General features: G+C 36.3%; 21 protein-coding genes and 1 tRNA gene. 8 read left to right on the top strand and 14 right to left on the bottom strand.

What is annotated here, in order from left to right; genetic code table 11:
* The first annotated feature begins 2 nt into the window (after window positions 1–2).
* From GGG_RS19780 to GGG_RS0112900, 5 genes are all read left to right on the top strand, one after another.
* Complete coding sequence (locus tag GGG_RS19780) at window positions 3–263, top strand: DUF3820 family protein (RefSeq protein ID WP_227500500.1); 261 nt, start codon at window positions 3–5, stop codon at window positions 261–263.
* Window positions 264–274: 11 nt separating this feature from the next.
* Window positions 275–1,378, top strand: coding sequence for an ATP-binding protein (locus tag GGG_RS0112915; RefSeq protein WP_010115471.1), 1,104 nt, complete (start codon window positions 275–277; stop codon window positions 1,376–1,378).
* On the top strand, window positions 1,375–2,052 hold the full coding sequence (locus GGG_RS0112910; protein ID WP_010115470.1) for a DUF3820 family protein: 678 nt from the start codon (window positions 1,375–1,377) through the stop codon (window positions 2,050–2,052). Before GGG_RS0112915 ends, GGG_RS0112910 begins: the two co-directional genes overlap by 4 nt.
* Window positions 2,053–2,057: 5 nt before the next feature.
* On the top strand, window positions 2,058–3,140 hold the full coding sequence (locus GGG_RS0112905; protein WP_010115469.1) for a hypothetical protein: 1,083 nt from the start codon (window positions 2,058–2,060) through the stop codon (window positions 3,138–3,140).
* Between the two features lie 148 nt (window positions 3,141–3,288).
* Window positions 3,289–3,582, top strand: a complete 294-nt coding sequence (locus GGG_RS0112900) for a hypothetical protein (RefSeq protein ID WP_010115467.1) — start codon at window positions 3,289–3,291, stop codon at window positions 3,580–3,582.
* 8 nt (window positions 3,583–3,590) lie between these two features.
* Here GGG_RS0112900 and GGG_RS0112895 read toward each other — a convergent pair whose 3' ends face one another.
* The 10 genes from GGG_RS0112895 to efp all read right to left on the bottom strand — a co-directional run bounded on the left by GGG_RS0112895 (window position 3,591) and on the right by efp (window position 14,593).
* Complete coding sequence (locus tag GGG_RS0112895; RefSeq protein WP_010115466.1) at window positions 3,591–4,208, bottom strand: hypothetical protein; 618 nt, start codon at window positions 4,206–4,208, stop codon at window positions 3,591–3,593.
* 32 nt (window positions 4,209–4,240) lie between these two features.
* A complete protein-coding gene (locus GGG_RS0112890; RefSeq protein ID WP_010115465.1) occupies window positions 4,241–5,257 on the bottom strand; it encodes a site-specific integrase in 1,017 nt (338 codons plus the stop codon).
* 220 nt (window positions 5,258–5,477) lie between these two features.
* Window positions 5,478–5,554, bottom strand: a tRNA-Val gene (locus GGG_RS0112885).
* 44 nt (window positions 5,555–5,598) lie between these two features.
* Window positions 5,599–7,596, bottom strand: coding sequence for a DUF3488 and transglutaminase-like domain-containing protein (locus GGG_RS0112880; RefSeq protein ID WP_010115464.1), 1,998 nt, complete (start codon window positions 7,594–7,596; stop codon window positions 5,599–5,601).
* A gap of 12 nt (window positions 7,597–7,608) precedes the next feature.
* Window positions 7,609–8,517 (bottom strand): DUF58 domain-containing protein, encoded by a 909-nt coding sequence (locus tag GGG_RS0112875; RefSeq protein WP_010115463.1) that lies wholly within the window; start codon window positions 8,515–8,517, stop codon window positions 7,609–7,611.
* Window positions 8,518–8,529: 12 nt separating this feature from the next.
* Window positions 8,530–9,489 (bottom strand): MoxR family ATPase, encoded by a 960-nt coding sequence (locus GGG_RS0112870; protein WP_010115462.1) that lies wholly within the window; start codon window positions 9,487–9,489, stop codon window positions 8,530–8,532.
* A 105-nt stretch (window positions 9,490–9,594) separates the two neighbouring features.
* Window positions 9,595–10,623: a 2-dehydropantoate 2-reductase gene (locus GGG_RS0112865; RefSeq protein ID WP_010115460.1), complete on the bottom strand. Its 1,029-nt coding sequence runs from the start codon at window positions 10,621–10,623 to the stop codon at window positions 9,595–9,597.
* Window positions 10,624–11,163: 540 nt separating this feature from the next.
* Window positions 11,164–11,466, bottom strand: a complete 303-nt coding sequence (locus GGG_RS0112860) for a YbdD/YjiX family protein (RefSeq protein WP_010115457.1) — start codon at window positions 11,464–11,466, stop codon at window positions 11,164–11,166.
* Between the two features lie 46 nt (window positions 11,467–11,512).
* On the bottom strand, window positions 11,513–13,612 hold the full coding sequence (locus GGG_RS0112855; RefSeq protein ID WP_010115455.1) for a carbon starvation CstA family protein: 2,100 nt from the start codon (window positions 13,610–13,612) through the stop codon (window positions 11,513–11,515).
* Window positions 13,613–14,023: 411 nt separating this feature from the next.
* Entirely contained in the window at window positions 14,024–14,593 is a 570-nt protein-coding gene (efp, locus tag GGG_RS0112850; RefSeq protein WP_010115453.1) for an elongation factor P, read from the bottom strand.
* A gap of 359 nt (window positions 14,594–14,952) precedes the next feature.
* On the opposite strand from efp, the gene epmB reads away from it, so the two are divergent.
* From epmB to GGG_RS0112835, 3 genes are read left to right on the top strand one after another with little or no spacing between them, the layout of a single operon-like run.
* Complete coding sequence (gene epmB / locus GGG_RS0112845) at window positions 14,953–15,966, top strand: EF-P beta-lysylation protein EpmB (protein ID WP_010115451.1); 1,014 nt, start codon at window positions 14,953–14,955, stop codon at window positions 15,964–15,966.
* A gap of 15 nt (window positions 15,967–15,981) precedes the next feature.
* The gene (locus tag GGG_RS0112840) at window positions 15,982–17,736 is read left to right on the top strand and encodes a hypothetical protein (RefSeq protein WP_010115450.1); all 1,755 of its coding nucleotides are present in this window, start codon (window positions 15,982–15,984) and stop codon (window positions 17,734–17,736) included.
* Window positions 17,718–19,901: an EAL domain-containing protein gene (locus GGG_RS0112835; protein ID WP_010115449.1), complete on the top strand. Its 2,184-nt coding sequence runs from the start codon at window positions 17,718–17,720 to the stop codon at window positions 19,899–19,901. The genes GGG_RS0112840 and GGG_RS0112835 overlap by 19 nt, the downstream gene beginning before the upstream one ends.
* A gap of 195 nt (window positions 19,902–20,096) precedes the next feature.
* On the opposite strand, the gene rpmE is transcribed toward GGG_RS0112835, so the two are convergent.
* The 4 genes from rpmE to GGG_RS0112815 all read right to left on the bottom strand — a co-directional run bounded on the left by rpmE (window position 20,097) and on the right by GGG_RS0112815 (window position 24,456).
* Window positions 20,097–20,321 carry a 50S ribosomal protein L31 gene (gene rpmE, locus GGG_RS0112830; RefSeq protein WP_004831212.1) on the bottom strand — a complete coding sequence of 75 codons (225 nt, stop codon included), beginning with the start codon at window positions 20,319–20,321 and terminating at the stop codon, window positions 20,097–20,099.
* Between the two features lie 201 nt (window positions 20,322–20,522).
* Entirely contained in the window at window positions 20,523–21,530 is a 1,008-nt protein-coding gene (locus GGG_RS19775) for a bile acid:sodium symporter family protein (protein WP_138920278.1), read from the bottom strand.
* A 208-nt stretch (window positions 21,531–21,738) separates the two neighbouring features.
* Window positions 21,739–22,140, bottom strand: coding sequence for a lactoylglutathione lyase (gene gloA / locus GGG_RS0112820; protein ID WP_010115446.1), 402 nt, complete (start codon window positions 22,138–22,140; stop codon window positions 21,739–21,741).
* Between the two features lie 117 nt (window positions 22,141–22,257).
* The gene (locus GGG_RS0112815) at window positions 22,258–24,456 is read right to left on the bottom strand and encodes a hypothetical protein (protein WP_010115444.1); all 2,199 of its coding nucleotides are present in this window, start codon (window positions 24,454–24,456) and stop codon (window positions 22,258–22,260) included.
* Window positions 24,457–24,545: the final 89 nt, after the last annotated feature.

Here is a 24,545-nt window from a genome sequence, read left to right as displayed (position 1 = left end):
TTATCAAATTTGGCAAATTCAAAGGCACTGCCCTTGTTGATCTCAAACACAGCTATGTTCGTTGGTTACTTACCCTTGAAAACCTTGATCTTGCCTTAGGTGAAAAACTTAGAAAATTGCCTTGGGTCCAAGAAGAAGCTGAACGTGAACGAAAATTTCAGAAGCGTAAAGCCAAAGCTGAATTATTCAATCAGCCATGCTTTCAACGTACTCCCTATTCTGCCAACCAACGCATTGCTTATAACAATGCTAAATATAATTAAGGAGAGTTAGCATGTCAGTCTTCTTTAAAAAAGCCGAACGTAAAAATGCCAAACTTCGTTTAGCAATTGCAGGGCCTACAGGTGCAGGTAAAACTTTTGGTGCACTTCTTTTGGCAAAAGGTATAGGTGGGCGTATTGCTGTTGCAGATACAGAAAATAGTAGTGCTGAACTGTATGACGATATTGTGTCATTTGAACACGCGAATATTCAACCTCCTTATTCTCCTGAAAAATTTATTGATGCTATTAAGGCTGCTGAAATTGCGGGTTTTGATACATTAATCATCGACAGCATTACACATGAATGGTCAGGCGTAGGCGGTTGTTTAGAAATCGTTGATACCCTCGCAAGCGGGCCATTTAAAGGTAATAGCTGGGGTGCTTGGAGTAAAGTCACTCCACGTCATCGTAAATTTATCGATGCGATGCTTCAATCAAGCATCAATATTATTGTTACCTTGCGCTCCAAGATGGAAACCATTCAAACCAATGATAATGGTAAGAAAAAGGTAGAAAAAGTAGGCATGAAGGCTGAACAGCGTGATGGTATTGAATATGAATTTACAACTGTGCTGGATCTGACTCATAACAATATTGCGATTGCTACCAAAGACCGTACACGCCTTTTTATAGAGCCACGACCACTTTCTATTAACGATGGAATAGCAATTAAGCAATGGCTAATTTCTGGCTCAGCAGATGCAACAATTGATGGTAATCAATTCTTGGAACTAGAAATGCTAATGCATCAAGCTGGAATTAATATTGAAGCATTTTGTTCTAAACGAAAAATGAATAGCTTAATGGATATTCAGGTACAAAAATTTGATGAAACCAAAGCTAAATTAGTTCAAATAATAGAGAAAAATCAAAGCAATGCCCGTCAAATTGACACAAGTTTAAATCAATCCAATGAACAAGCTTGTAATGATCATTTAAGCATTACACCTGTTCAACGAGATGCATTGCAAGATTTTATCGCAGAGCGTGGTCTTGATGTGATGGCTGTTTGTGAACACCTCGGAATTGATTCGTTAATTACGATTCTTCAGAGTCAACTTGAACGCGCAAAAATAGATATTGATCAGTTTGCAAAAGCGAGTATCTCAGCATGAATGCATACATCTTAGATACCGAAACCAATGATTTAAACGGTTATCCAATTGAAATCGCCTTTGCACCCTGCTCATTTGAGCAAGGTGTCTTGGTGATAGATCAAAAAAATGTCTTTGATGGTTTTTACTCTTGTCCTGCGCCAATTCCTTACGGTGCTATGGCAACCCATCACATTCTTGAAACTGATATTGCAGATAAGCCGAGTTATGAAACTTTTCGTTTACCTGAAAATACTGGTTATTTGATTGGGCACAATATCGATTACGATATTAAAGCTATTCAACTATGTGATAAGTCAATCAATGTAAAAGGTATTTGTACCTTAGCTTTAGCACGCATGGTTTGGGAGGATTTAGATTCTCATACCTTAAGTGCTTGTTATTACTACGTGATGGAAGACAAACAAGCTGCGCGTAAACACTTACGCAATGCTCATAACGCTAAAGCTGATATTTATTTTACTGGCGTGGTGCTTAAAGCCATTCTTGAAAAGCTTGCAATCAAAGAAATGAACTCTTTGTTTTTAATGTCTGAGCAAGCTCGAATTCCGAAAAAAATGCCTTTTGGAAAGCATAAAGGCACATTAATTAAAGACCTACCTACCGATTACATTGCTTGGTATAAAAAACAAGCTGATGCAGATCCGTACATCTTGAAAGCTATGAAAGGATAATAAAAATGACTAAATTAATCACAGCAAATGACGCATTTTTAGCAATTCAACAAGGCAAAAATGTACTCTGCAAACATTATCAATCACCTGATGATTTTGAGGAACTCGGTAACTTCTCAGCAACTGTATTTTTTACGGATGATCATGAGTTCTGCTTAATTCCAAGTATTCACAAGATTGGTGGTTTAGCTTTAAATATTTTTGAGGGAGTTCAGTCAATATCTGAGCTTAGTAAAAATCAAATCGTTTATATGCCTAATTTATTGGCTTTAGAAGCACCAATTGAATTACAAAATACGGATGGCAAATCAGAAGCTTTAGAACATTTAATCAATGCAAAAATGCTTTATGACAACAAAGAGCATGCTGTATTACACGCTCAGTCATTAGTGGAAATTAGCAAATGTAATAAGGTTTTTTCCGATGATAGTCAAATCTTATTGGAGCTTAGTGAGCCTGACTCAAAAAAGCGTCGAACTCGTAAAAAGGAAATTGTTGAGATTGTTGCTGAAGAGGCACCTAAAGAAAACCCATCAGTAATTTCACTTGAAACTGAATTACAGCTTTATTTGGATGGTATGCGTTCTTGTAATAATGCCGACGAAGTTGAAAGTTTATTAAGCAGCGCTGATAAAGTTGGCTTTAGTGCTGAGCAAATGCTTGAAATCACAATGCTCAAAGAGAAGAAACTTGCTGATTTTGAGCCTAAGCCGAAACCTTCATTCGAAGATTTAGCAGAGAAAGAATATCAACGCGTGCTCGGCGAGTTACTGGAAGCAGTCAAAAAAGCCAGTACACCGAAAGAAGCTAATGCTCTGTACAAGTATACCTCTCACTGGACTGAAGAACAGCGTAAACCTTTAATTGATGCTGTTCACCAACGTTTAGCTGAACTCAATCCGCCTGAAAAATCACAGTCGTCTTTGATGGTCCGTATTCAAGAATCAACCAATTTAATTGAGTTAGCCAAACTTGAAGAAGATATTTTAAAAGCTGACCCAGCCATTCAAGAGCGCTTAACCAGTTATGCGAATCAACGACGTACGTATTTAGTAGATTCGGCTGAATTGCCATGGGAAACGACATAAATCTACTTTAATAAAAAAGTAGCTCAAAAATTTGAAGTGGTTATTTATTAAAGTAAAAGATTATAGGAGATATGCCAGTCAATAAAAGATATGGATCGTATAGCTGACCCTCTGCGATCCAACCTATTGAAGATTGGATAAAGATAATATGGGCAAATATATTGTAGTCATCGAATCAGAAAAACCACCTCAAATATTTCTTGGTGATCATCTTGCAGGTGGGAAAATAGTAGAGCTTAAAGCTGAAGAATTGCCGAATCGCGTAACTGCGGCTTGGCTTTCACAACGGTTTAATTTATCACGCAAAACCATTATTGAAAAAGTTGGGCCATTAAATAAAGGTGACCAAAATAAACATTTATATGACCCTAAAGAAGTCATGCCATTACTCGAAAATCTACATATTACAGCGTCAAAACGTGGTGCTAGACGTAAAAATTAGAAAAGGGCTTATTGCCCTTTCGCAATTAGAAATAAAATAATTCTTTGCAAATCATCATTTATTACCATTTTCTTTTTTTTAATTTCTAGAAAGTATTCCTTTGTTTCAATTATTTGACGAAAAATTGGGAAAAAAGAGAGATATTCATCTTCTTTAATTTCTGGATTTAAATTTCGTACAATCTTAATAAGATCTTCTTTAGCATTTTTTGGAGACTGGTTTATTAGAATATCTATTTGAACTAAGGCTTTCTCATAAAAATCTAATTCAGTTAGTAGCAATTCAACTGATCGACTAAATTTAGAAGTGTATGTTTCGAGTACCTTTTTGTCAGGTGTTTCAGCCCCTGTTAGAACAAAAAGATAAAGAGCATCATAATTATCCTCAACTTGATTAAATAATTTAAAAAGATCATTCTTAAATTTTTCAAACAGAGAAACTCTGTGTTGTTCTCTCCAATCACTGTAAAAATAAAGCGCCACAAAGGCTGCAAACAAAGTAGCACTAGCTGATAAAAAATCTGAATCAACTTTAAAAGCTTTTTTAGCAATAATTGAAATTCCTACACAAAATATTAGACATAAAACACCAATGCCTAAAACGTCACTAATTTTTGATTTATTCATGTAATAAAAAGCCCCTAGTAATGGGGCATAGTTTAAGCAGCATTCAACATTTTTGCTATCTCGGAAGCTGTAGGGTTGTAATAAGTATTCACTAATACATTAATTGTTTTATGTCCTGTTACTTTCGCCAATATCTCTACTGGTAGCTTCTGATTATTTACCATACGTGTGATTGCCTCATGGCGTGTATCATGAAAAGTAAACTGACCACCCAAACCAGTACGTTTCAAATTTCTTTGCCATAAAAGCCTAAAAGAGTTTGAACTATGTGGAATCAGATAATCATCACGGCTCACCAACAAATCTAAAAGCTTACGTGCTTTTTGAGACAATGGAACGTCACGTGAAGTACCATTTTTGGTTTCAGGTAAATGCACATAATCATCGTGTATATGCTCTCTCTGAATACCTAGAATCTCCCCTTTACGCATCGCTGTTTCAAGAGCAAATAAGAACGACCAAGCGATATAGTGTGCAGGAGTACTAGGAACCATATTTTCATGGTAATGATCTAAACCGTGTAAGATCTTATCAATCTGAGATTGGTTAATACGGTTTTGTCTTGATTGAGGCTTAGTGGGTTTCTTAACAAGATTAAAGGGATTGGATTGAATAAGGAAAACTTCACGGACAGCGAAAGTAAACACAGAAGATCCCAGACTCATTTCTTTATGTAGCGTACCGGGTTTAACTTGCTTTAAACGTCTTTCACGGTTTTCGGTGATTAGTTTAGGTGTGAGATCGTGGATAGAGATATAGGTTAATTCGCCATAATAACGATCAAGCCATTTGATGTGATTTTTAATATAGGTTTTAGATTTGGTGAATTGCCCTACTTTATCGTAATAAAGTTCGAATAATTGTTTTAAGTTGATTTTAGGTTTGTCTAGATCCTTGAGCTGCTTTTCGTACTCAAGCTGTAATTCTAGAAGTCGTTTGTGCGCCCAAGCAATACACTCTTCTGAAGTATCTCGAGTTGCCGCATCACGGAGATGTTTGTACTTGACTTGAATACGCCAAGCATTGCCACGTTTGACAGGTTTTTGCATATTAATAAACTCTCAATATTTGGGGCCGTAATTCGGGCACCATTTCTATCCGAGACACATACACATCTCAAAAATGGCGCCCGAAAGCGAAATATAAAGCAGTTTTTAATGCAAATTTTGAGTATTTTGATTACTCAAAGCTGACCTATTTGGCATAAAAAACAGGGCGAAATCATTACAATTTCACCCTTATATTATTGATTAATATCAATAAAAATCTTGGTAGGTATATCCAGACTCGAACTGGAGACCTCTACGATGTCAACGTAGCGCTCTAACCAACTGAGCTATACACCTGAAGTGAGAGCGATGATATGCATTTTTTTAGATTATGACAAGCCCTATTTTCGTTGTTTAAGCACATTCGCACATTCTTTAAGCAAATCTTTAAAGTTTTGAATATCTTGTTGATTTTCATCAGCTAAGTAAATGATCTTTTGAAAGTATTGGTTCGCTTCTTGAAAAATGTCCCTTTGTTCAGTTTTATTCGCCAAACGCTGCATCCACTGTTGGAAGGTTTCCGATTCAATTTTTTGGTTAACTGAATCCAATTTCCGATTGAATTGAAACAATAAATATTCAATTTTAGACATTTGTCGAATCAATAAATATTTAGATATTCCCCAATAGATCAACAATAATCCTAATATTCCAAAGATTAGAACAAGTACATAACTATAACTTGATGTTAAACCAAGTTTTTTCAACCACCCATTCTGTTTATCTGCATCATAGCCTACCACCTTACTTTGCCATTGAAAGCTTGCGTAATCACTCCAGACGCGTAAAGTTCTGAGCACTGAAGAATGTTGAAAATTTGAATAATTCGCATCACCAAAAATTGCACTATTTTCATTCATCACATTTTGCATACCTTGATCAATACGCATGGGTGCAATAATCGCTGTTGGATCAATCCGTTGCCAACGCCCTTGCAGATAAACTTCAGCCCAAGCATGTGCATCTAATTGGCGAACCTCCCAACTTTGACCATCTGGTGCCATTTCGCCCCCTTGATAACCAGTGACCACTCTGGCAGGAATACCTACATAGCGCATTAATAAAACAAAACTCGATGCATAATGCTCGCAAAACCCTTGTTTACTTTGGAATAAAAATTCATCAACACGGTTATCGCCCAATTTCCCTGGTGCAAGTGTATAAACAAAATTTTCCTTTTTATACCAATTCAAAATATTACGAATATATAAGGCAGGATTATTCTGACTTTGTTGATACATTTGTTGTGCAAACTTTTGCGCTTGAGGATCACTTTTTAAAGGATAATTTAAACTATTTTTGAGAATAACCTGTGTCAGTCCAACCTCTTGAATATCGGTAATATTATTACCAATCCACTGTAATTGAATGGGTTGTGTACGTTGAACTAAACGCTTTGGTGTAATCGCCCAGTCTTCATGTAAAATAATTTTTGGTTCTGTAGGAACAGATTTTTCCAGTGCAGTAATCCATTGTTGACTTGGATCACTGGCTAGATATTGATACTGAAAACCCTCTGTATGTCCTGAGATCGTTGAGTAAGACTTATCCCGTTTATTGGTAAAATCACTGGTCCATGTCGTACCATCATAACGATCTAAAACCATTGCTCGCCAATACAATTCATTACGATTCGGTAATTGCTTCATATCCGCGATGACTCGAAATGCTAATGCGCTTGATTGTGAAAGCTGAGCAATATCACCCGGTGACATCGTATCGCTTAAACCCGTCACAGCTTTATTATTCAGAATTGGAATTTGCCAAAGTGGCGGTAAGCGTGGAAAGAATAAAAACAATATGATAAAAAATGGTAATGCCAAACCAATGAATTTTAAGATGTGAAACGAATCATTTTTCAAGGATAGAAAAACAGATTGTCTTGTTTGATAATGTGCTGTTTGAACACGATATAGCCCAATTAAACAACTAATTAGACAACACAATACCAATATTGCCATCCAAAAAGCCTGTGAATGTAAGAATAAACTTGCACTCACAAATAAAGCAAAATTAAATAAAATAATAAAATCACGTTTCGATTTGGTTTCTAAAGCTTTTGCATATAAAAAAGTAGATAAAACAGCTGTTCCAGCCTCAACACCAAGAAAGGTTTTAGAATCAAAATAAATGATGAGCATTGCAACCAAAGCAAAAATTAACTTTGGATATTTTGGAAAATCTAAAATTTCATGCTTATTTTGTTTTCTGTAAAACAAACCCAAACCGATAATATTGATAAAAAATAGAATGGATAATGCAATCGGTATATATGCAACTTGAGCCACTAAGATCAAACTCAGCACAAGCAGTATCGAAATTTGAATAGATTTATTCATCATCAGCTCCCTTTAAGCCTGAGCCAATAATGTTTTGATGTGAATATAATGCTGTTCACCGACACCATTTTCAGTTTGAGCATGTGGCAAAATAATGCTATACGGTGTTTGAGTGTGTTCACACTGATCTGCTAACTCCATCATAAAGCTTAATTTTTCTTCATGATCTGCACTTGGCATTTTGCTATATTCAATTTGCATCACATGAGTATCCATCAAATCTTCAAATTGTTTGACGAATAAGCCTTGCCCACGAGCCGCTTGTTTCCATGAGATACTTTGTAATGAATCACCTAATTTAAATGTTCTAAGCTCTTTAAATTCATCTAAATCAGGCTCACCTGTATTTGAATAACTTTGCAAATTCTGTGTAAAAGCTTTGGCTTGTGGTGCAATCCAATAGGTTTCAGTAAGATAAATATACGTCCAAGCCCGAACCAGCCCTAAAGGATAAGTTGAATAGATTTGAATCGGTGGGATCTCGAATTTTCCACGTTGGGTCGGAATAAACGTGAGTTCAAAGCTTTGTTGTTTTTCTTCAAATAAAAACGTTTGAAGCTGATCATCGGTTTTAAAGTTTAAATACTTAGGATTATTGCGCTCTTGCTGCAAAATAATTTTAACTTTAAATACTTCATTAACCTTACCTACTTCATCCACAACGACTTGCAGGGTAACAGCATGCAATTGCTTAAAACTTAGATAAAAGCTAATACACAAAATCGCACTGATTAAAAAACAAAAACCAAGAATCAGGTTGTTTGCATAATTGATTCCTGCAATAAAGGTAATCAATATCAAAACTAGATATAAATACCCTTGCTGATAAATGAATACTAAAACTTCATTTTGTTTAAGTGTGCGAACACCTGCATAGCGGAATCGTAGATGTAACCATCGAACAAATCGTTCACGTAACATGCGCAACTTCCATTAACCTTTTACAGGAACTTTTTGCATCAATGCTAAAGTTTCAGCTTCACCTAATCCAATACGATGAGAAACCACGGCGACAAAAACAGCTTGGACATCATCAGCAATCACAAACTGACGCTTTTCAATCAAGGCATAGGCTTGCGCTGCCTTTTTCAATGCCAATAATCCTCGTGTCGAAAGCCCATGTCGTCCTTTACGGGTTTCTTCTGCTAAATCAAGTAAATAATCATGAATTAGTTCATTCACTGTAATTTGACTCACATTACGTTGTAATTGCAATATTTCTTGTTGTTCGAATATAGACTGTAGTTGCGTGATCAATTCATGTCGTGAATGTTGTTGTAAAAGTAACTTTTCCGCAGAACGTGATGGATAACCTAAAGACAAACGCATCATAAAACGATCAAGTTGCGACTCAGGCAAGCTATAAGTTCCACTTTGAAATAATGGATTTTGCGTTGCAATCACCCAAAATGGCTTAGGTAATTCATAGCGGTTGCCATCCACAGTGACATTCCCCTCTTCCATGGCTTCAAGTAAGGCACTTTGTGTTTTAGGACTACAACGGTTAATTTCATCTGCAAGTAGAATTTGAGAAAAAATAGGGCCTTGTTTAAACTCAAATTGATGTTCTTTTTGATTGAACATATTAATCCCAATCACATCACTGGCGAGCATGTCATTGGTGAACTGAATACGTTGAAAATCTAAGCCTGCAAGTCGAGATAAACTGCTGGCCAACGTGGTTTTACCCAGTCCTGGTAAGTCTTCAAATAATAAATGTCCACCTGCAAAAAGGCTACATAAGGCGAGTTTGGTTTGTTGCTCTTTATCGAGAATAATTTGATTAATTTGATTAAGAAATTCATCAATTTTAGGGTAATAGCGAGTAAGTTCATGTGGTGAAGCTGATTCATTTTCTATAGATTCGTTTACCTGCTTTGTTCCCCAAATCACCTTTTATTCCCCAATAAAATTCTATATATCTGCTTAACATACACGCTTTTATTGAATACTCAAAGGCGATCATAATAAATATGGCTGAGCGCATTCATCAGAATTTTAATACATCTCACTATTCGCTACAGATTCCAATTGAGCTTTTAAGACATCTGCACGCATTGCAAACGCTTTGGGTGATTTCTCAGCCTGTTTAATCAATTGTATTAACCGTTCATTGATTGGCGCACGACGACCGCATTGTTCTGCTAACTTTAAAACTTCACCATTAATCCAATCTACTTCTGTAGCACGACCTGCAATTAAATCATCTTGCATAGATGAACGAGCCAATGGATCAATTTCCAACATTTTACGACTTAGCAGTTTAAATACTGGGTTAGGTAAACTTAAAATTTTTGGAATCCAATGTGTAGGGATTGCCGTTAATTTCGCTGTCTGGATTTGTGCATAATCAAGTAACTCTAATGTTTCTTGTTGCGCCATTGCTACACATTGACGATATGCGCGTGTAGATAACTGTTCTTTTAAAGGTAGTTTTGACAAAGCATTGATTGAGTTATTTAGATTAAGTAAAAGCTTTGCCCATTGAATGGCTAACATATCTTCTTCAAATACAATCTCTAACTCAGCTTTTTTAAACATATTTCCCAGTAAATATTGAGTAGGATACTGTTTAACACTTAATGTACCTGATGTTCCCTGATGAAAATGCCCCTTCCCCAATGCAGCGACATTAAAAGGAACCATACCTTCTAAAACAGTCTGCCCTTGTAAAATATTTTTTAGAATAGGCACATTACTCAAGCCATTTTGAAAGCTAATGATAAGTGGTGTCTTAGAACCTAAATACGTTTTTAATTCATTCGCAGCTTGCTCAGTTGCTGTCGATTTGACACAAATAAAAATCACTTCAGCATCGGCAACTTGTTTAGGGTCTGTTGTTAATTTCAAAACATTTGGCGCAAGTTTGATATTTTTACCTAAATAATCAGTTAACTCTAAACCAAAGTGAGAAAGTTCTTCATAAATACGTGGACGAGTGATAAAAGTAACGTCACTGCCTGAAGCAGCCAATTTCCCACCTAGGTAACAACCAATACTGCCAGCACCGTAAATATATATTTTCACAAAATTTCCCTTTTCTATGACATTAACACTATATAGTGGATCTCACTCAAGAACTGTCGTGTACATGACATTTACTTATTTTTAATCACACTTAATTGATGTATGTACTTATTAATCAATATTTTTAATAACAACCTGAGTTCGGGATAAGATATGTTCACAACTATATGATACGCGGAAACGTCAGTCGCATTGTTTGAGGCATGAGGAATATATTCCGCAAGATCTGCAATAAACTGTTTTTGCAAGATATTAGATACTTGATGGTATCTGTCGAGTTGGCGACTGACAAATGGTTTTGCCTACTTTTCCCGAAAGCCTTGCGAGGTAGTACCTCTCAGGTCGAACCGAAGGTTAATCCTTGTATGTGACTTTAAACGGTAAGACTCCGCTGTACCTGATCTATCTTTTCAATAACTTACATCAGAGTTTATCCCGAACTGACGTTAATATTATTTAATTCAAGAACCATCAAACTCGATCAAATACCCACCCAATAAAAAACGACACCGAAGTGCCGTTTTCAATCTATCATTCACATTAACAAGGACATTTCTTCATACTGCCACCCGCTGTTGGATAACGCGCATCTACACAATAACGATGAAAAGTCTTTTCATCCATCAGCTCCATATCTGGATGATGTTTTTTCATGTGTTCCACATAATTTTCATAATCAGGAACACCCACCATCAAACGGAAGCTTTGTTGTAACCGCTGCCACAATGTTGCAATTCTCGACCAATTTTTTGGTGAAAAAATTAAGTCCTTTTGCGACATGATGGTCATCTTGATGATTTTATAAATCACCGTTTTGCCACCTTTGGCGAATCTAAGATTCATCTTACTCACCTCACCTTATTTTCTTGCAAAATCATATCGCAAAATATTAATGTGACTTAGAAACAGACACTTCTTCAGGATCTGCATACACTGCTGGCGCTTCATTTACCGTTGGAACTGGACTTGCCAATGCACGGCGAATCACACCAATGGCAGCAATAACCATCACAACCGCCACAATCATAAAGAATGCACAAAGCGCAGCATTGATCTGATTTGACAATACAATTGTTTGCATCTCTTCAAGCGTTTTAGCTGGTTTTAAAATCTCACCTTTAGCAATTGCAGCCGAGAATTTATCTGCTTGCGCTAAGAAACCAATTTTTGGATTTTCATGGAAGATTTTTTGCCAACCCGCAGTCATACAGGTAACGATCAAGAAAATTGTTGGGATAATGGTGACCCAAACATATTTTTCTTTCTTCATTTTAAAGAGAATCACAGTACCAAGAATCAACGCCATAGCAGCGAGCATTTGGTTACCAATACCAAATAGCGGCCATAAACTGTTAATACCACCCAATGGGTCAACAACCCCTTGGTAAACGAAGAAGCCCCATCCAGCGACAGCGACTGCTGTACCAACCATGTTCCCAAAAAAGTTGTGTGAGTTTTTAAGTGCAGGAACAACAATACCCACAGTATCTTGCACCATGAAACGACATGCACGAGTACCCGCATCTACAGCAGTTAAAATAAACAGTGCTTCGAATAGAATTGCAAAGTGATACCAAAACGCCATCATTGAACGGTTATTGAAAATTTCCGTAATGATATGTGCCATACCAATCGCAAAAGTTGGTGCACCACCTGTACGTGAAAGAATTGTCGTTTCACCCACTTCTTTTGCTAATAACGTCAGCGTTTCTGGTGTAACTACAAAGCCAAGTGTACGAACAGCTTCTGCTGCGCTTTCTACAGTTGTACCTAAAACAGCAGCAGGTGCATTAATAGCAAAATACACACCCGGCTCAAGCACTGTTGCACAAATCATTGCCATAATTGCAACAAATGATTCCATCAACATCCCACCATAACCGATCACACGAATATTCACTTCGTTATCGATCAATTTAGGTGTTGTACCTGAAGAAACTAAAGCATGGAAACCTGAGATTGCACCGCAGGCAATGGTAATAAAGAGGAATGGGAACATTGAACCAGCGAATACTGGGCCAGTACCGTCAACAAAATGCGTCACAGAAGGCATTTTCAACATTGGCATTGCAACCATAATACCGACTGCAAGTCCTGCGATTACCCCGATTTTCAAGAAAGTAGATAAATAATCACGTGGTGCTAATAATAACCACACAGGTAAAACTGAAGCGACAAAACCATAAATGATTAAAGCCCAAGTCAGTTGAGTGCCTGTTAATGTGAAAAATGGCCCCCAATATGGATCAGCTGCAACATTACCACCATAAACAATTGCCGCCATCATCAATACAAAACCGATGATCGAAACCTCTGCAATTTTCCCTGGGCGTAGGTAACGCATGTAAATACCCATGAACAATGCAATTGGTATCGTCGCCGCAATAGAGAATACACCCCATGGGCTATGTGCAAGTGCTTTAACCACCACCAATGCTAAAACAGCAAGGATAATAATCATGACACCCAATGCACCGAGCATGACAACCACACCTGCAAATGAACCCAGCTCCTGCTTCGCCATTTCACCCAATGAGCGACCATCACGTCGTGTTGAAATAAACAGCACTAGAAAATCTTGGACTGCACCCGCCAAAACCACACCAACCAACAGCCAGATTGTGCCAGGCAAATAACCCATTTGCGCAGCAAGAATCGGCCCTACTAATGGTCCAGCACCTGCAATTGCAGCAAAATGGTGACCAAAAAGAACATATTTATTGGTTGGCACATAGTCCAAACCATCATTTAAGCGATGTGCTGGGGTTAATCGTCTTGGGTTGAGTTCAAATACTTTATTGGCAATAAATAAGCTATAAAAGCGATATGCGATACTGTATACACAGACCGCTGCAAGGACTAACCAAACCGCATTGACATGTTCACCCTTGCTTACAGCCAGTATCCCAAATGATACTGCGCCGATAATAGCCACAATCACCCATATAAGCTTTGAGAGGGGTGATGATTTCGTTTCAATATTTTCCATAAATACCTCTCATCTTGATCATAAAAGCAGTTCCATTGTTCTTATTTACCTAAACGCATTTCCATGTGACACTTCCGTTGGCAACTGTACTCCTCACCTTGTTATTTTCATCTAATACTTTGGAATAAATTTTGACTTGAAAATGTACACTTAACATGACATTGACAACGTCTTAAACATTTACACTATTATTATTATTTTTATTGTTAAATTTTTATTCCGACTTTTTGACTCTACTATTTATTTTTTAATCTCGATCTAATACTTTGGTCGTAAATAGCTTTCATTTTTATCAGTTTTTATCGTTTATTTTTTAGTCAAATTTTAAACTTGCTTTTCCCTACTTGAATAAGTCCAAGCCATAAAAAAGGGATGATTTTCATCATCCCTCTGCACATCATTTTTCAATGATTATGCACGTTCTAGGTAGTCACCCGTACGAGTATCTACACGAACGCTTTCTTCTTGCTGTACGAATAATGGTACACGTACCACAGCGCCAGTTTCTAGCTTAGCTGGTTTACCGCCACCGCCAGAAGTATCACCACGAACACCTGGATCAGTTTCAACGATTTTCAATACAACGAAGTTTGGCGCACTTACGTTTAATGGAACACCATTAAACAGCATGATTGTGCATTTTTCGTTTGAATCGTCTTTTAACCATTTCGCAGCATCACCCATTGCAGTTTTGTCTGCTGCAATTTGCTCGAAAGATACAGGATCCATGAAATTCCACATTTCACCATCGTTGTATAGGTAATCCATTTCAACTTCAACAATATCAGCTGCTTCTAAAGAGTCACCTGATTTGAAAGTTTTTTCTAATACTTTGCCAGATTTAAGGTTACGTAGTTTTACACGGTTAAATGCTTGACCTTTACCTGGTTTTACATATTCATTTTCCATGATTGAACATGGGTTACCATCAAGCATAACCTTAAGGCCTGCTTTAAAATCATTTGTAGAATAATAGGCCATGAAAGGCACACTCCAAAACTTAAATCTTTAATCTATTCATGCTCAAACATATCGCATGTAATAAAATACTATTGCGAATCAGCCAAGCTCATTCGCATCCATATTTTTCATTCAGCACTATTCTAAATGACCTAGTCACTTTGAAGCAATGTAAAAATTTTCAGCGGTGTTCAGATATTAGCTAAACACTGCCCCATTTTGAGCTTTATGACATGCTTCTTTGCCGACAAAGTGCTAAAATTAACGATCAAACTTGACTAGATTCATTTAGTATTGATTTAGCTAAGTCCAATTTCAAATCTTTAAAATACAAGCTTGTACTACAAATTGTATTGAGTTCGACGATTTCTTCTATTTTCATGACTTATTTATTTCAAGAGCAAAACTGGCAATCACAGATGAGTGATTTAATCACCTCTCCTGCTGAGTTACTGAACATTTTAGCGCTTTCACCAGATGATTTATTGTCTGGTGCATTACTGGCTTCTGAACAGTTTAAGTTACGTGTGCCTCGTGCTTTTGTTAAAAAAATGAAAATTGCCGATGCTTATGATCCTTTATTATTGCAAGTCCTACCGCATCATCTTGAATTAGAAGAACATCAAGATTTTGTGACTGATCCGCTTGGCGAAGAACAAGCCAATCAATTACCTGGTGTATTACATAAATATAAATCACGCTTTTTGCTGACCTTAACAGGTGCATGCGCTGTTCATTGCCGATATTGTTTTCGCCGACATTTCCCTTATCAAGAAAACTTACCTAAAAATGAAGATTGGCTTAAGATTAAAGCTTATTTAGAGGCACACCCTGAAATTAACGAAGTTATCCTCAGTGGTGGTGATCCCTTAACTTTATCTAATAGAAAATTAGCCCTTTGGGTGGAACGCCTAGCATCTCTCAGTCAAATCAAAATCTTGAGAATTCATTCACGGGTTCCTATTGTCATTCCAGAAAGAATCGATGAAGAGCTTGTTTCTTTATTGAAAAACAGTAGGCTACGCGTAATTCTAGTGGTACACTCAAATCATCCAGCTGAGTTAGACGATTTGACGTGTTCAAAACTCTCTCAATTGGCAAAACATAATATTCTTGTGTTGAATCAAGCAGTTTTACTTAAAGGTGTCAATGATTCTGCACAAACTTTAGTTGAATTAAGTCAACGACTTTTTGAAGCGCAAGTTTTACCTTACTATTTACATGTATTAGATAAAGTAAAAGGTGCACATCATTTTGATTTAGGGACGGAAAAAATTAATGAGATTTATACAGAAGTATTAGCCAGTTTGCCGGGTTATCTAGTCCCTAAACTAGTGAGAGAGATTGCGGGAGAAAACAATAAGACACCGCTTTTTGGAGTTACAACCTTTTAAGAGTTGAACACAAGCATGATAAATAAAGAAATTTCTGAAATTTTTCATAGTTCCACGACACTACAGCGTGAAAATCTGAGTTTTGCCGACAATACGGTTGAATCTGTTACAGCTTGGACGACAACACTGTCCATTATGCAACTAGGTGATACAGCTGAATCGGTGTTAAAAGCGATTCTTGAAATTAGTGAGCTCAATTGCACTGAAACATTACGTTTTGACTTAATTCAAGTCTTACATCCGATTACGGAAAGTATTTTATCTAGCTTAGAAAAAAATATTTTAAATCAGGGGCTTTCTCAATCAGATCGTTTTGAACACATTATCGATCTCATCACCAGAATTCGTACCTATTTCACTAATATCTATGTCAATATTGCACAAATAAGTGATCAAACCCTTGCTCAAAATAAGCTGTCATTTTTTAACTTTAAACAAAAAAGTAATCTAAAAACGGCAAGAATTCTTGCATCTTTTTATGCTTTAGAACAGCTGGGACTATTACTCGTTCAGCAACAAATGCTATATAGCGGCCCACTGTCGAAGCAATGGTTAACCACACATTATTTATATGAATTATCTATTAAGAACCAAGAGTTCAATATTAATGTAAACCAGTTACAAGGCACACATTTTACCATTCAAAATATTCAGCAAGCTTATGCACAAGTTCTATTGTTGGATATTTTCAATACACATCAAATACGACCATCTGAAACTCAAGCACTTTATCAATGTACTTTTGATTGGGTAAAACTGATTCAAATTTTACCTAGAGAAACTGCACTTTCTCGTTATGTTGTTGATGGTTCTAAAGATATACCACCTATTTATAATCGAAAACAGCATCCAAACTTTCGTACAAGTTTATATGTTTCAACACAAAACTTGCTTGAACATATCAATATGACCATTCATAAAGACGCTGAATATATGTCTAAGAATGAGCAAAATTATTTATCTGCTGCTTTAAAGTTTCATGTGCAAAATGTGCTCGGTACTAATTCTGAACGTCAGCAAGAACGTTATGAATACACGGCACAATTAGAGATTTGCTTCAGTTTACAAACTGCGCATTTTTATTTATCTAAAGCCAAAAACTTCTACGAAACTTTAAATACCAATCATAACTTTGCCTTCCAATCTGAATCTAATGTACATTCTTCGATTGCCACAGGTTCTAGTTCTGTCTCGAATGCAAGCCAAATTAAAAGCTTAGATCGTGAAGCCAAACAAATTTATCAAGCTCAAGTTATTGATATTAGTATTAATGGTTATCGCGTTCGCTGGGCAAATGAACCCCCTCGCAATTTAAAAACTGGCGAATTTATTTTATTGAATGAAAATCTCCAAAATAAATGGAGAGGTGCAATTATTCGCTGGATTAAACAATCCACCAATAAGAGTTTTGAAGTTGGATTAGAAGTTTTGGCACAGGATATCTACCCTTGTGCAGTTAAGGTTCCTGCTGATCGATCAGCCTTTAACTACCATCCATGTTTGATGGTCAAAGTCCCTAATCTCAATGAATCGAATATTTCAATTATTGTGCCTAATTTACCGTTCTTTAAAGAGCATCAGGCGGTTTATTTACGTTTAGGTACTGAGGAAATTAAAGTGTATTTAACAAAAACGATGTTAATGACCCAAAGTTTTGCTCAGTATGAATTTGAACTGATTAATGATGAAGAAAGTATTTTTGTTGATCAGTTTATTGAGCAACAATCTACCAATTTGAATAATCAAGATGTATGGGAAGCCTTGAAGTGAGAAATTTGTTATTATCTAAGAAGTTAAAACTCTCTGAAACTCGACTGCTCATTATAGATGATAACCAAATTCGATATAATGAAATTGTCGAACTATTTCAAAGCAAAAATCATTTAGTACACGCTACACTCCTTGATGAATTAAAAAGCTTTGAAAAACAATTAAATACTTCATGGGATTTGGTCATCTTTGGTCAAGCTTACGATATTAAAATCGAACAAGCTGTGACACTTATCCAAGCTTCTGCTGAAATTGACATTCCTGTTTTATTGTTAAAACCTAATGACTATCAAAATGACCAGTATTTATCTTATATTCAAAAAGGTATCTATGAAGTCATTAATTTAGAATACACTGAACGTTTTTATGTCAGTTTGATTCGTGCTCTATCTTATAGCCGTACGTTGCAAGCTCAAAAACATTTACTGACTGATCTTGAAAATGCTAAAAATCAAGCTCAAGCTTTGGCTGTTGAACAACACAAAGCTGTTGCATTGATTCAAGAAGGCATTCACACCGAAGCCAATGAAGAATATCTAAAACTCTTTGGTTTAAATGATGTTGCAGATATTATTGGTCTTCCACTATTGGATATCTTACAACCTAAAAATATCAATGATTTTAAGCAACGCTTTAAAAAAGTTTCGCAAGGTCAGTTTGATCTAGCTCGTTTTGAAATTGATACACTCAATGCAAATGCTCAATCTGAGAATCCATTAAAAATTGAATTTCTTCCTTCCGACGAAGAAGATGCAATTCAAATCACAATTGAAACCAATAGTTATGCAACAAACTCATCAGAATTATCTAAGAACAGAGTTTCATTTATTGCAAATAGTTTCCAACAAATTCATTATGCATTGATTAATCAACCTGCTAAATCCAATGCTTTGGTTTTATTTAGTTTCTCTGACTGCCCTAAAGAAATTTTTAATTCTAATTGGGACACTGCCCTTCAATATTTAGAAAACTTTAAACATTTCGTTAAGGAACAGACCAATAGCACAGTTTATCAAATTGATAACATTCTATATGGCGTTCTTCTACAAGCTGAATCTGATACGATCTTAGAATCACGCATACAAGGTTTACATGCTTTAGAAAAATCTCAATTGCTTGAGATCAATTCAAAAACCTATCCATTCAACCTTAAAATTGGTTATACAAATATTTACCCAAATGATTTTACTGAACAAAACTTCAGTCATCTTTTAGAACAAGCTTATAATCACCGTTTAGTGAAAAAAGATTCGGTATCTGACTTGCAGTTGTCTGCAACCTTAGAAGAAACCAAAATTGAGTTAACCACTGAAAAACCGAAATTAGAACTTGAAGTAAACCAACCGATTCAGTTTGAAGCAGCACCTGCTAAACCAATCACCGAAACACAATTGAATCCAACATTCCAAGAATCACCAATTCTTACCCAGATTGCACATTCACTTGAAAAAGGTGAAATTCAACTTAAATACCAACAACTCTATGATAAACAAGACAGTATTTTAAATATCTATGAAGTGAGTTGTGGATTTATCTTTGAAAATCAATGGAAAAAAATCAGTAATCTGATTGAATTAGATGATGATGTTGAGCTTTCGATTAAATTAGATCGCTGGATTTTAGTTGAAGCATGTAAACAACTGCATAACTTTATCACTCAATATCCTGAAGCGAAATTGGTGGTGAATTTAAATCGTCATGTTTTATTTAATGACAAACAGTTCCCTGAACTTATTTCAAAATTACTAACCATTGTCGGCAGTCGCCTTGCCTATCCGCTTATTTTGCAATTTGACGAAGAAGACATCGCAAAAAATATTATCGAATCACAAAAGCAATTTGCGATATTAAAAGAAAATGGTGCTGAAATTTCAATTCGTCGTTTCGGTTCAACCTTTTCAAGTGAAACGATCTTAAAACAAATTGATGTTGGCTTACTCACACTGGATGAAAAATTTACAGATAAGTTAAATAACGATGCTGCAATCACTGAATTCCAGCATTTATTAGAGAAATATCATGAGATTAAGCCTGTCGATATGGTATTGAAGAACTTAAATGACATGAATTTATTTGCGAATGCATGGAATGTGGAAGTTCGCTACTTACAAGGTGAATATTTCCAGAAAAAGCTCGATCATTTAACCGATGTTCAAGATCATTGATTGAATATTGATTAATATATAGATATATAAAAGCCAAGCCATTGAGTTTTATTCAATAAAGCTCAATGGCTCACTGCATCTAGCATACCACTCAAAAACCATAGCATTGCAAAATAAACACTCAATTTAAAATCTTAATACAAATTTTGGACACAAAAAAAAACGGGCTTAAGCCCGTTTTTTCGTTTTACAGTATTAACGTTTAACAGAACGTGACATACCAGCAAAACGTTGTTTGAATTTATCGATACGACCGCCAGTGTCAACATTCTTCTGTTTACCAGTATAGAATGGGTGGCAAGCTGAACATACGTCAAGGTAAATTGTTTCTTTACCTAAAGCAGAACGAGTTTCGATAACGTTACCACATGAACAAGTAGCAACTAATTTTTCGTATTTTGGGTGAATATCGGCGCGCATGGTCGATTCTCCTAAGTTAAGAAAGGTTTAGCTGTCATCGCAATTAACCACTCTCAATAAAATTGAGGAAAGCTGATTTAAAATAAATTCAGCAGGTTAACACCACAACAGACCATTTCTTTTGGCCCACCGAGACTATAAGTGTCAGAGCTAAGCACAACAAGTGGAGCATATTATACTGGAGTTTTAAGCCAATTGCGACTAATCCAATACAGAATCTTGATTAATTTGTGTTTCAACAGTTTTTTGCTTCGACCAATAATTCGCAATCACACCACATACCATTAATTGGATTTGATGGAAAATCATAATCGGTAAAACAATCATTCCCAAAGGTTGTCCAATAAACAAAATCTGCGCCATAGGCACACCACTTGCAAGTGTCTTTTTTGAACCACAAAAGAAAATTGAAATCTGATCTTGCTTATTAAACCCAAGCCATTTTGGAATATAAAATGCCAAGAGCATAATGATCGTTAAAAAAACAGAACAAGCCAAAATCAAATAAATCAGTGTCGTCCAACTCACTTGATGCCAAAGCCCTGCAACAACTGCGCCACTAAAAGCACCATAAACCACCATCAAAATAGAGCCTTGATCAAAGGTTTTTACGATACTTGGCACTTTCTGCATGATTGGAAAAACATAAGGTCGTAGTAATTGTCCCGCTATAAAAGGCACTAGCAATAACAATGTAATTTGAATGATAGATGAAGTCGGATCATAACCATGTTGAGATTGTCCAAAAATAAACAAACTCACTAAAATTGGCGTAATGAACATTCCAATTAAATTTGAAAATGAAGCACTACAGACTGCTGCTGCCACATTGCCTTTGGCTACAGAAGTAAATGCAATAGACGATTGTACTGTAGATGGCAAAAAGCACATAAACAAGAAACCCCAGTACAACTGTTGTCCCAATAATGGCAATAAAATAGGTTTAGCCAATAATCCGATAGCTGGGAAAACAACAAATGTAAATGCAAATACAACGGCATGCAGTTTCCAATGCAATACTCCTTCAATAATCGCTTCTCGGGAAAGTTTTGCGCCATGCAAGAAAAACAATATTGCAATCGCAATAGTCGTCACTTTTCCAAAAATAATCGCAGCATTTCCCTGCACAGGTAATAATGTAGCCAAAATCACCATCGTAACCAAAAGCACAGTAAAGCGATCTAAAGCCAGTATTTTTAACATTTTCACCTAAGCACCCTATCTTTTATATGAAATTAACAGCTGATAAAAAAGCTCAGCAAGTCAAACATTTACCCATAGGTAAAATATTCATCTTACTAAGCTCTATAAAATAATCTAGCGCTAATACAAAATGTTCAGTATTTCATTTAAACACTTAAGCTTTTGTTTAAGTGTTTTGTTGCATCATCACTCGTTAAACGAATGAATAATCGAATTAATTGTTACGTGCTTCGTGGTCTTGTTGGATCAATTCGATTTTATAGCCATCAGGGTCTTCAACAAAAGCAATCACTGTCACGCCACCCTTCATTGGCCCAGCCTCACGAACAACATTACCGCCACGCGCTTTAATCTCTTCACAGGCTTTATAAGCATCATCTACAGCAATTGCAATATGACCATAGGCATTGCCTAATTCATAATGGGCAGTATCCCAATTATGCGTAAGTTCAAGTACCGTATTATGTTCTTCATCACCATAACCGACAAAAGCCAAGGTAAAACGACCTTCTTCATAATCACGTTTGCGAAGTAAAGTCATACCGAGTACTTCAGTATAGAACGCCAAAGACTGTTCTAAATTGCCTACACGTAACATGGTATGCAGCATGCGCATGATTCATTTTCCTGTTTCATAAGTTATAGCCTGACAATATAGGCAATACTGCTGAGGATTTCAATTTACACAAAGTAAAAGCAGCCATAGATTGACTGCTTTTACTCCGTTTTAGCTCTATTTTTTCAATGGATAATCAGCAAAGTATTGATCAATTTTATTCCACGGCGAACTGTTTGGTGCTTTACCCACGATATTTGCTGAAACCTCAGCATATAAATCAGCAGGATTTGCTAAATGTAATTTATTTACATTCGGGTCTAAATACGGCAAATCATTTTGATGTTGCAAATAGAAATGTAAATCGCCAATCATGGGTTGGAATCCATAACTCCCATTTGACCATGCACTGCTATGATTTCCCCAGTGATGCCCAAACTCATGTGCAACTATGCCTAAACCTGACCAACGGTAATGCCCATAATAAATCCAAGGATCCACACCCAAAACAGCACCTCCACCAAGACCACCGCCCATACTGGTAATACCTAGTGAGATTCCATCACGATTCAAAATTTCTTGATAGACACGGGTGTAATCTGCATCTTTGAAGAAACCATTCTCCCCATCAACCATGCCTGCATTACCAAAGAAATCATAACCCATCACTTTTTTATGGTTAAACCATAAATGTTCAAATTCAGGACTACTCAAAGTATAAGCGAGATTGGTCATCATAATGACCCATTCACGCGCATACACTGGCGTTATACGACGCCATTTGGAATCTTTGTCTTGATCATAAGTTCCAAAGTAAATGTTCCACTTGGGTTTGATTTTTGATAATTTTTGAACATGATGATCCGTTTGCGATGTTATTTTTAAATCAAATAAATCTACTGGTAACTGATTAAATTGACTCAAACCCGACAATTGAATTGAACCTGAACCATCCACCAAATTAAAACGTGAATCATCCGTTAGTTTTAATTTTAAAGAAACGTTTGAAAATGCATCCAATTGATCCAATTTAGCCAAGACCATCCATTGCTCTGTCCCTTTCAGTTTGGCTTGAATCTCTAAATCTGTGACTGGAACAGCACTATAACTTTGTAATTGAACCGTATCTCTATTGAGTGTCGCAGAGAGAATTTCATTCATAATCACATGGCGTTCATTTGCATTGGTTAATGTTTCCCAACTTTCGCCATCTTGCAACATTTTATAACTACTGACTTTTTGAGCTTGTTGTAATTGCAATGGATTTACAATTGTAGTCTGTTTGCGTTGTTGCACGTTACGGAAAGGCATGACGACGACTTTATTATTCACCAAAGCCAATACATTATTTGCATAAACAGAAAGATCTGAACTTTTGGCTAAACTTTGCACTTGATCTTGATTTTCAATACGATAGGATTCAATACGATCTATGGCTGTAGGCAAAACATCGTTCATTGTAGCCAACTGATCCGTTGCATAAGTTTCAATCGCACCTGAACTACGTACTGCATAAAGCAAACCGTCATCGGCAAGATGTGTGACTGAAGCAATACCTGTCTGTTGCCGTGTTGCTGAAACATCCATAGCACCTTGTTGTAATTGACTTACATCATAAACAAAAGTATTGCCATTGCTTAAATTTGCATAAAGCAAATTGCCAACAGCTTCCAAACGCACGACGCAACTTCTTTCACAGTTTGGTAATGTCAAACGTGCGTATTTACGTGCCTTTAAACTATTTCCTGCGACAACCTGACTTTGTGACCATACATTGATACGGTTTTCCATATCTGCTGAAAATACATATTGATCATTCGCAGTGACTGAATGCGTATGTACAATTGCGCTGTTTGCAGTATCACCCCACCACTGCCCTGTACCCAAAGCCATAATAAATTGTGGCGTACCTGTGCTCAGATCAAAAACATCAACTCGGCTTGATGGAAATGAAGATACATATAAACGCCCTTTATAGATACTAATGTCGTTTAAAGTATTCCATGCTTTTAAAATACCTGTGATTTTCTCAGGATCGATTGCCGTCAGCACTGTTTTAGTTTTTAAGTCATAACGTAAGATTTGAGATTTTTCATTACTATTGGCGATATAAAGCACATCACCATCTCTTGCAATTGCTCGAGGATTCCACTCATCTAAACCAAAAGTACGTGGATTTAACGCTGACGCAGCATCATTTGTTCGAAATTGTTTTAATAAAACAGATGGATCATTATTATTTTCAGATGGTGGTTTTGGTATGGTTTCATTACCACTACCTGAATTATTTGTCCCTTGTTCAGAGCCACCGCCGCCGCCACATCCTGACAATGCCAATACTATGGCTAAATTTAAAGCAAAAAATTGCTTATTCATCCTATTCCCCAATAGAAAATCCAAACCATACAAATTAACAAAAATTGTGGATTAATATATTGATATTAAAATTAAATCGATCACTATAA

The sequence above is a fragment of the Acinetobacter sp. P8-3-8 genome, assembly GCF_000214135.1.
GTDB lineage: Bacteria > Pseudomonadota > Gammaproteobacteria > Pseudomonadales > Moraxellaceae > Acinetobacter.
This window is presented reverse-complemented; position numbering and strand designations above follow the sequence as displayed.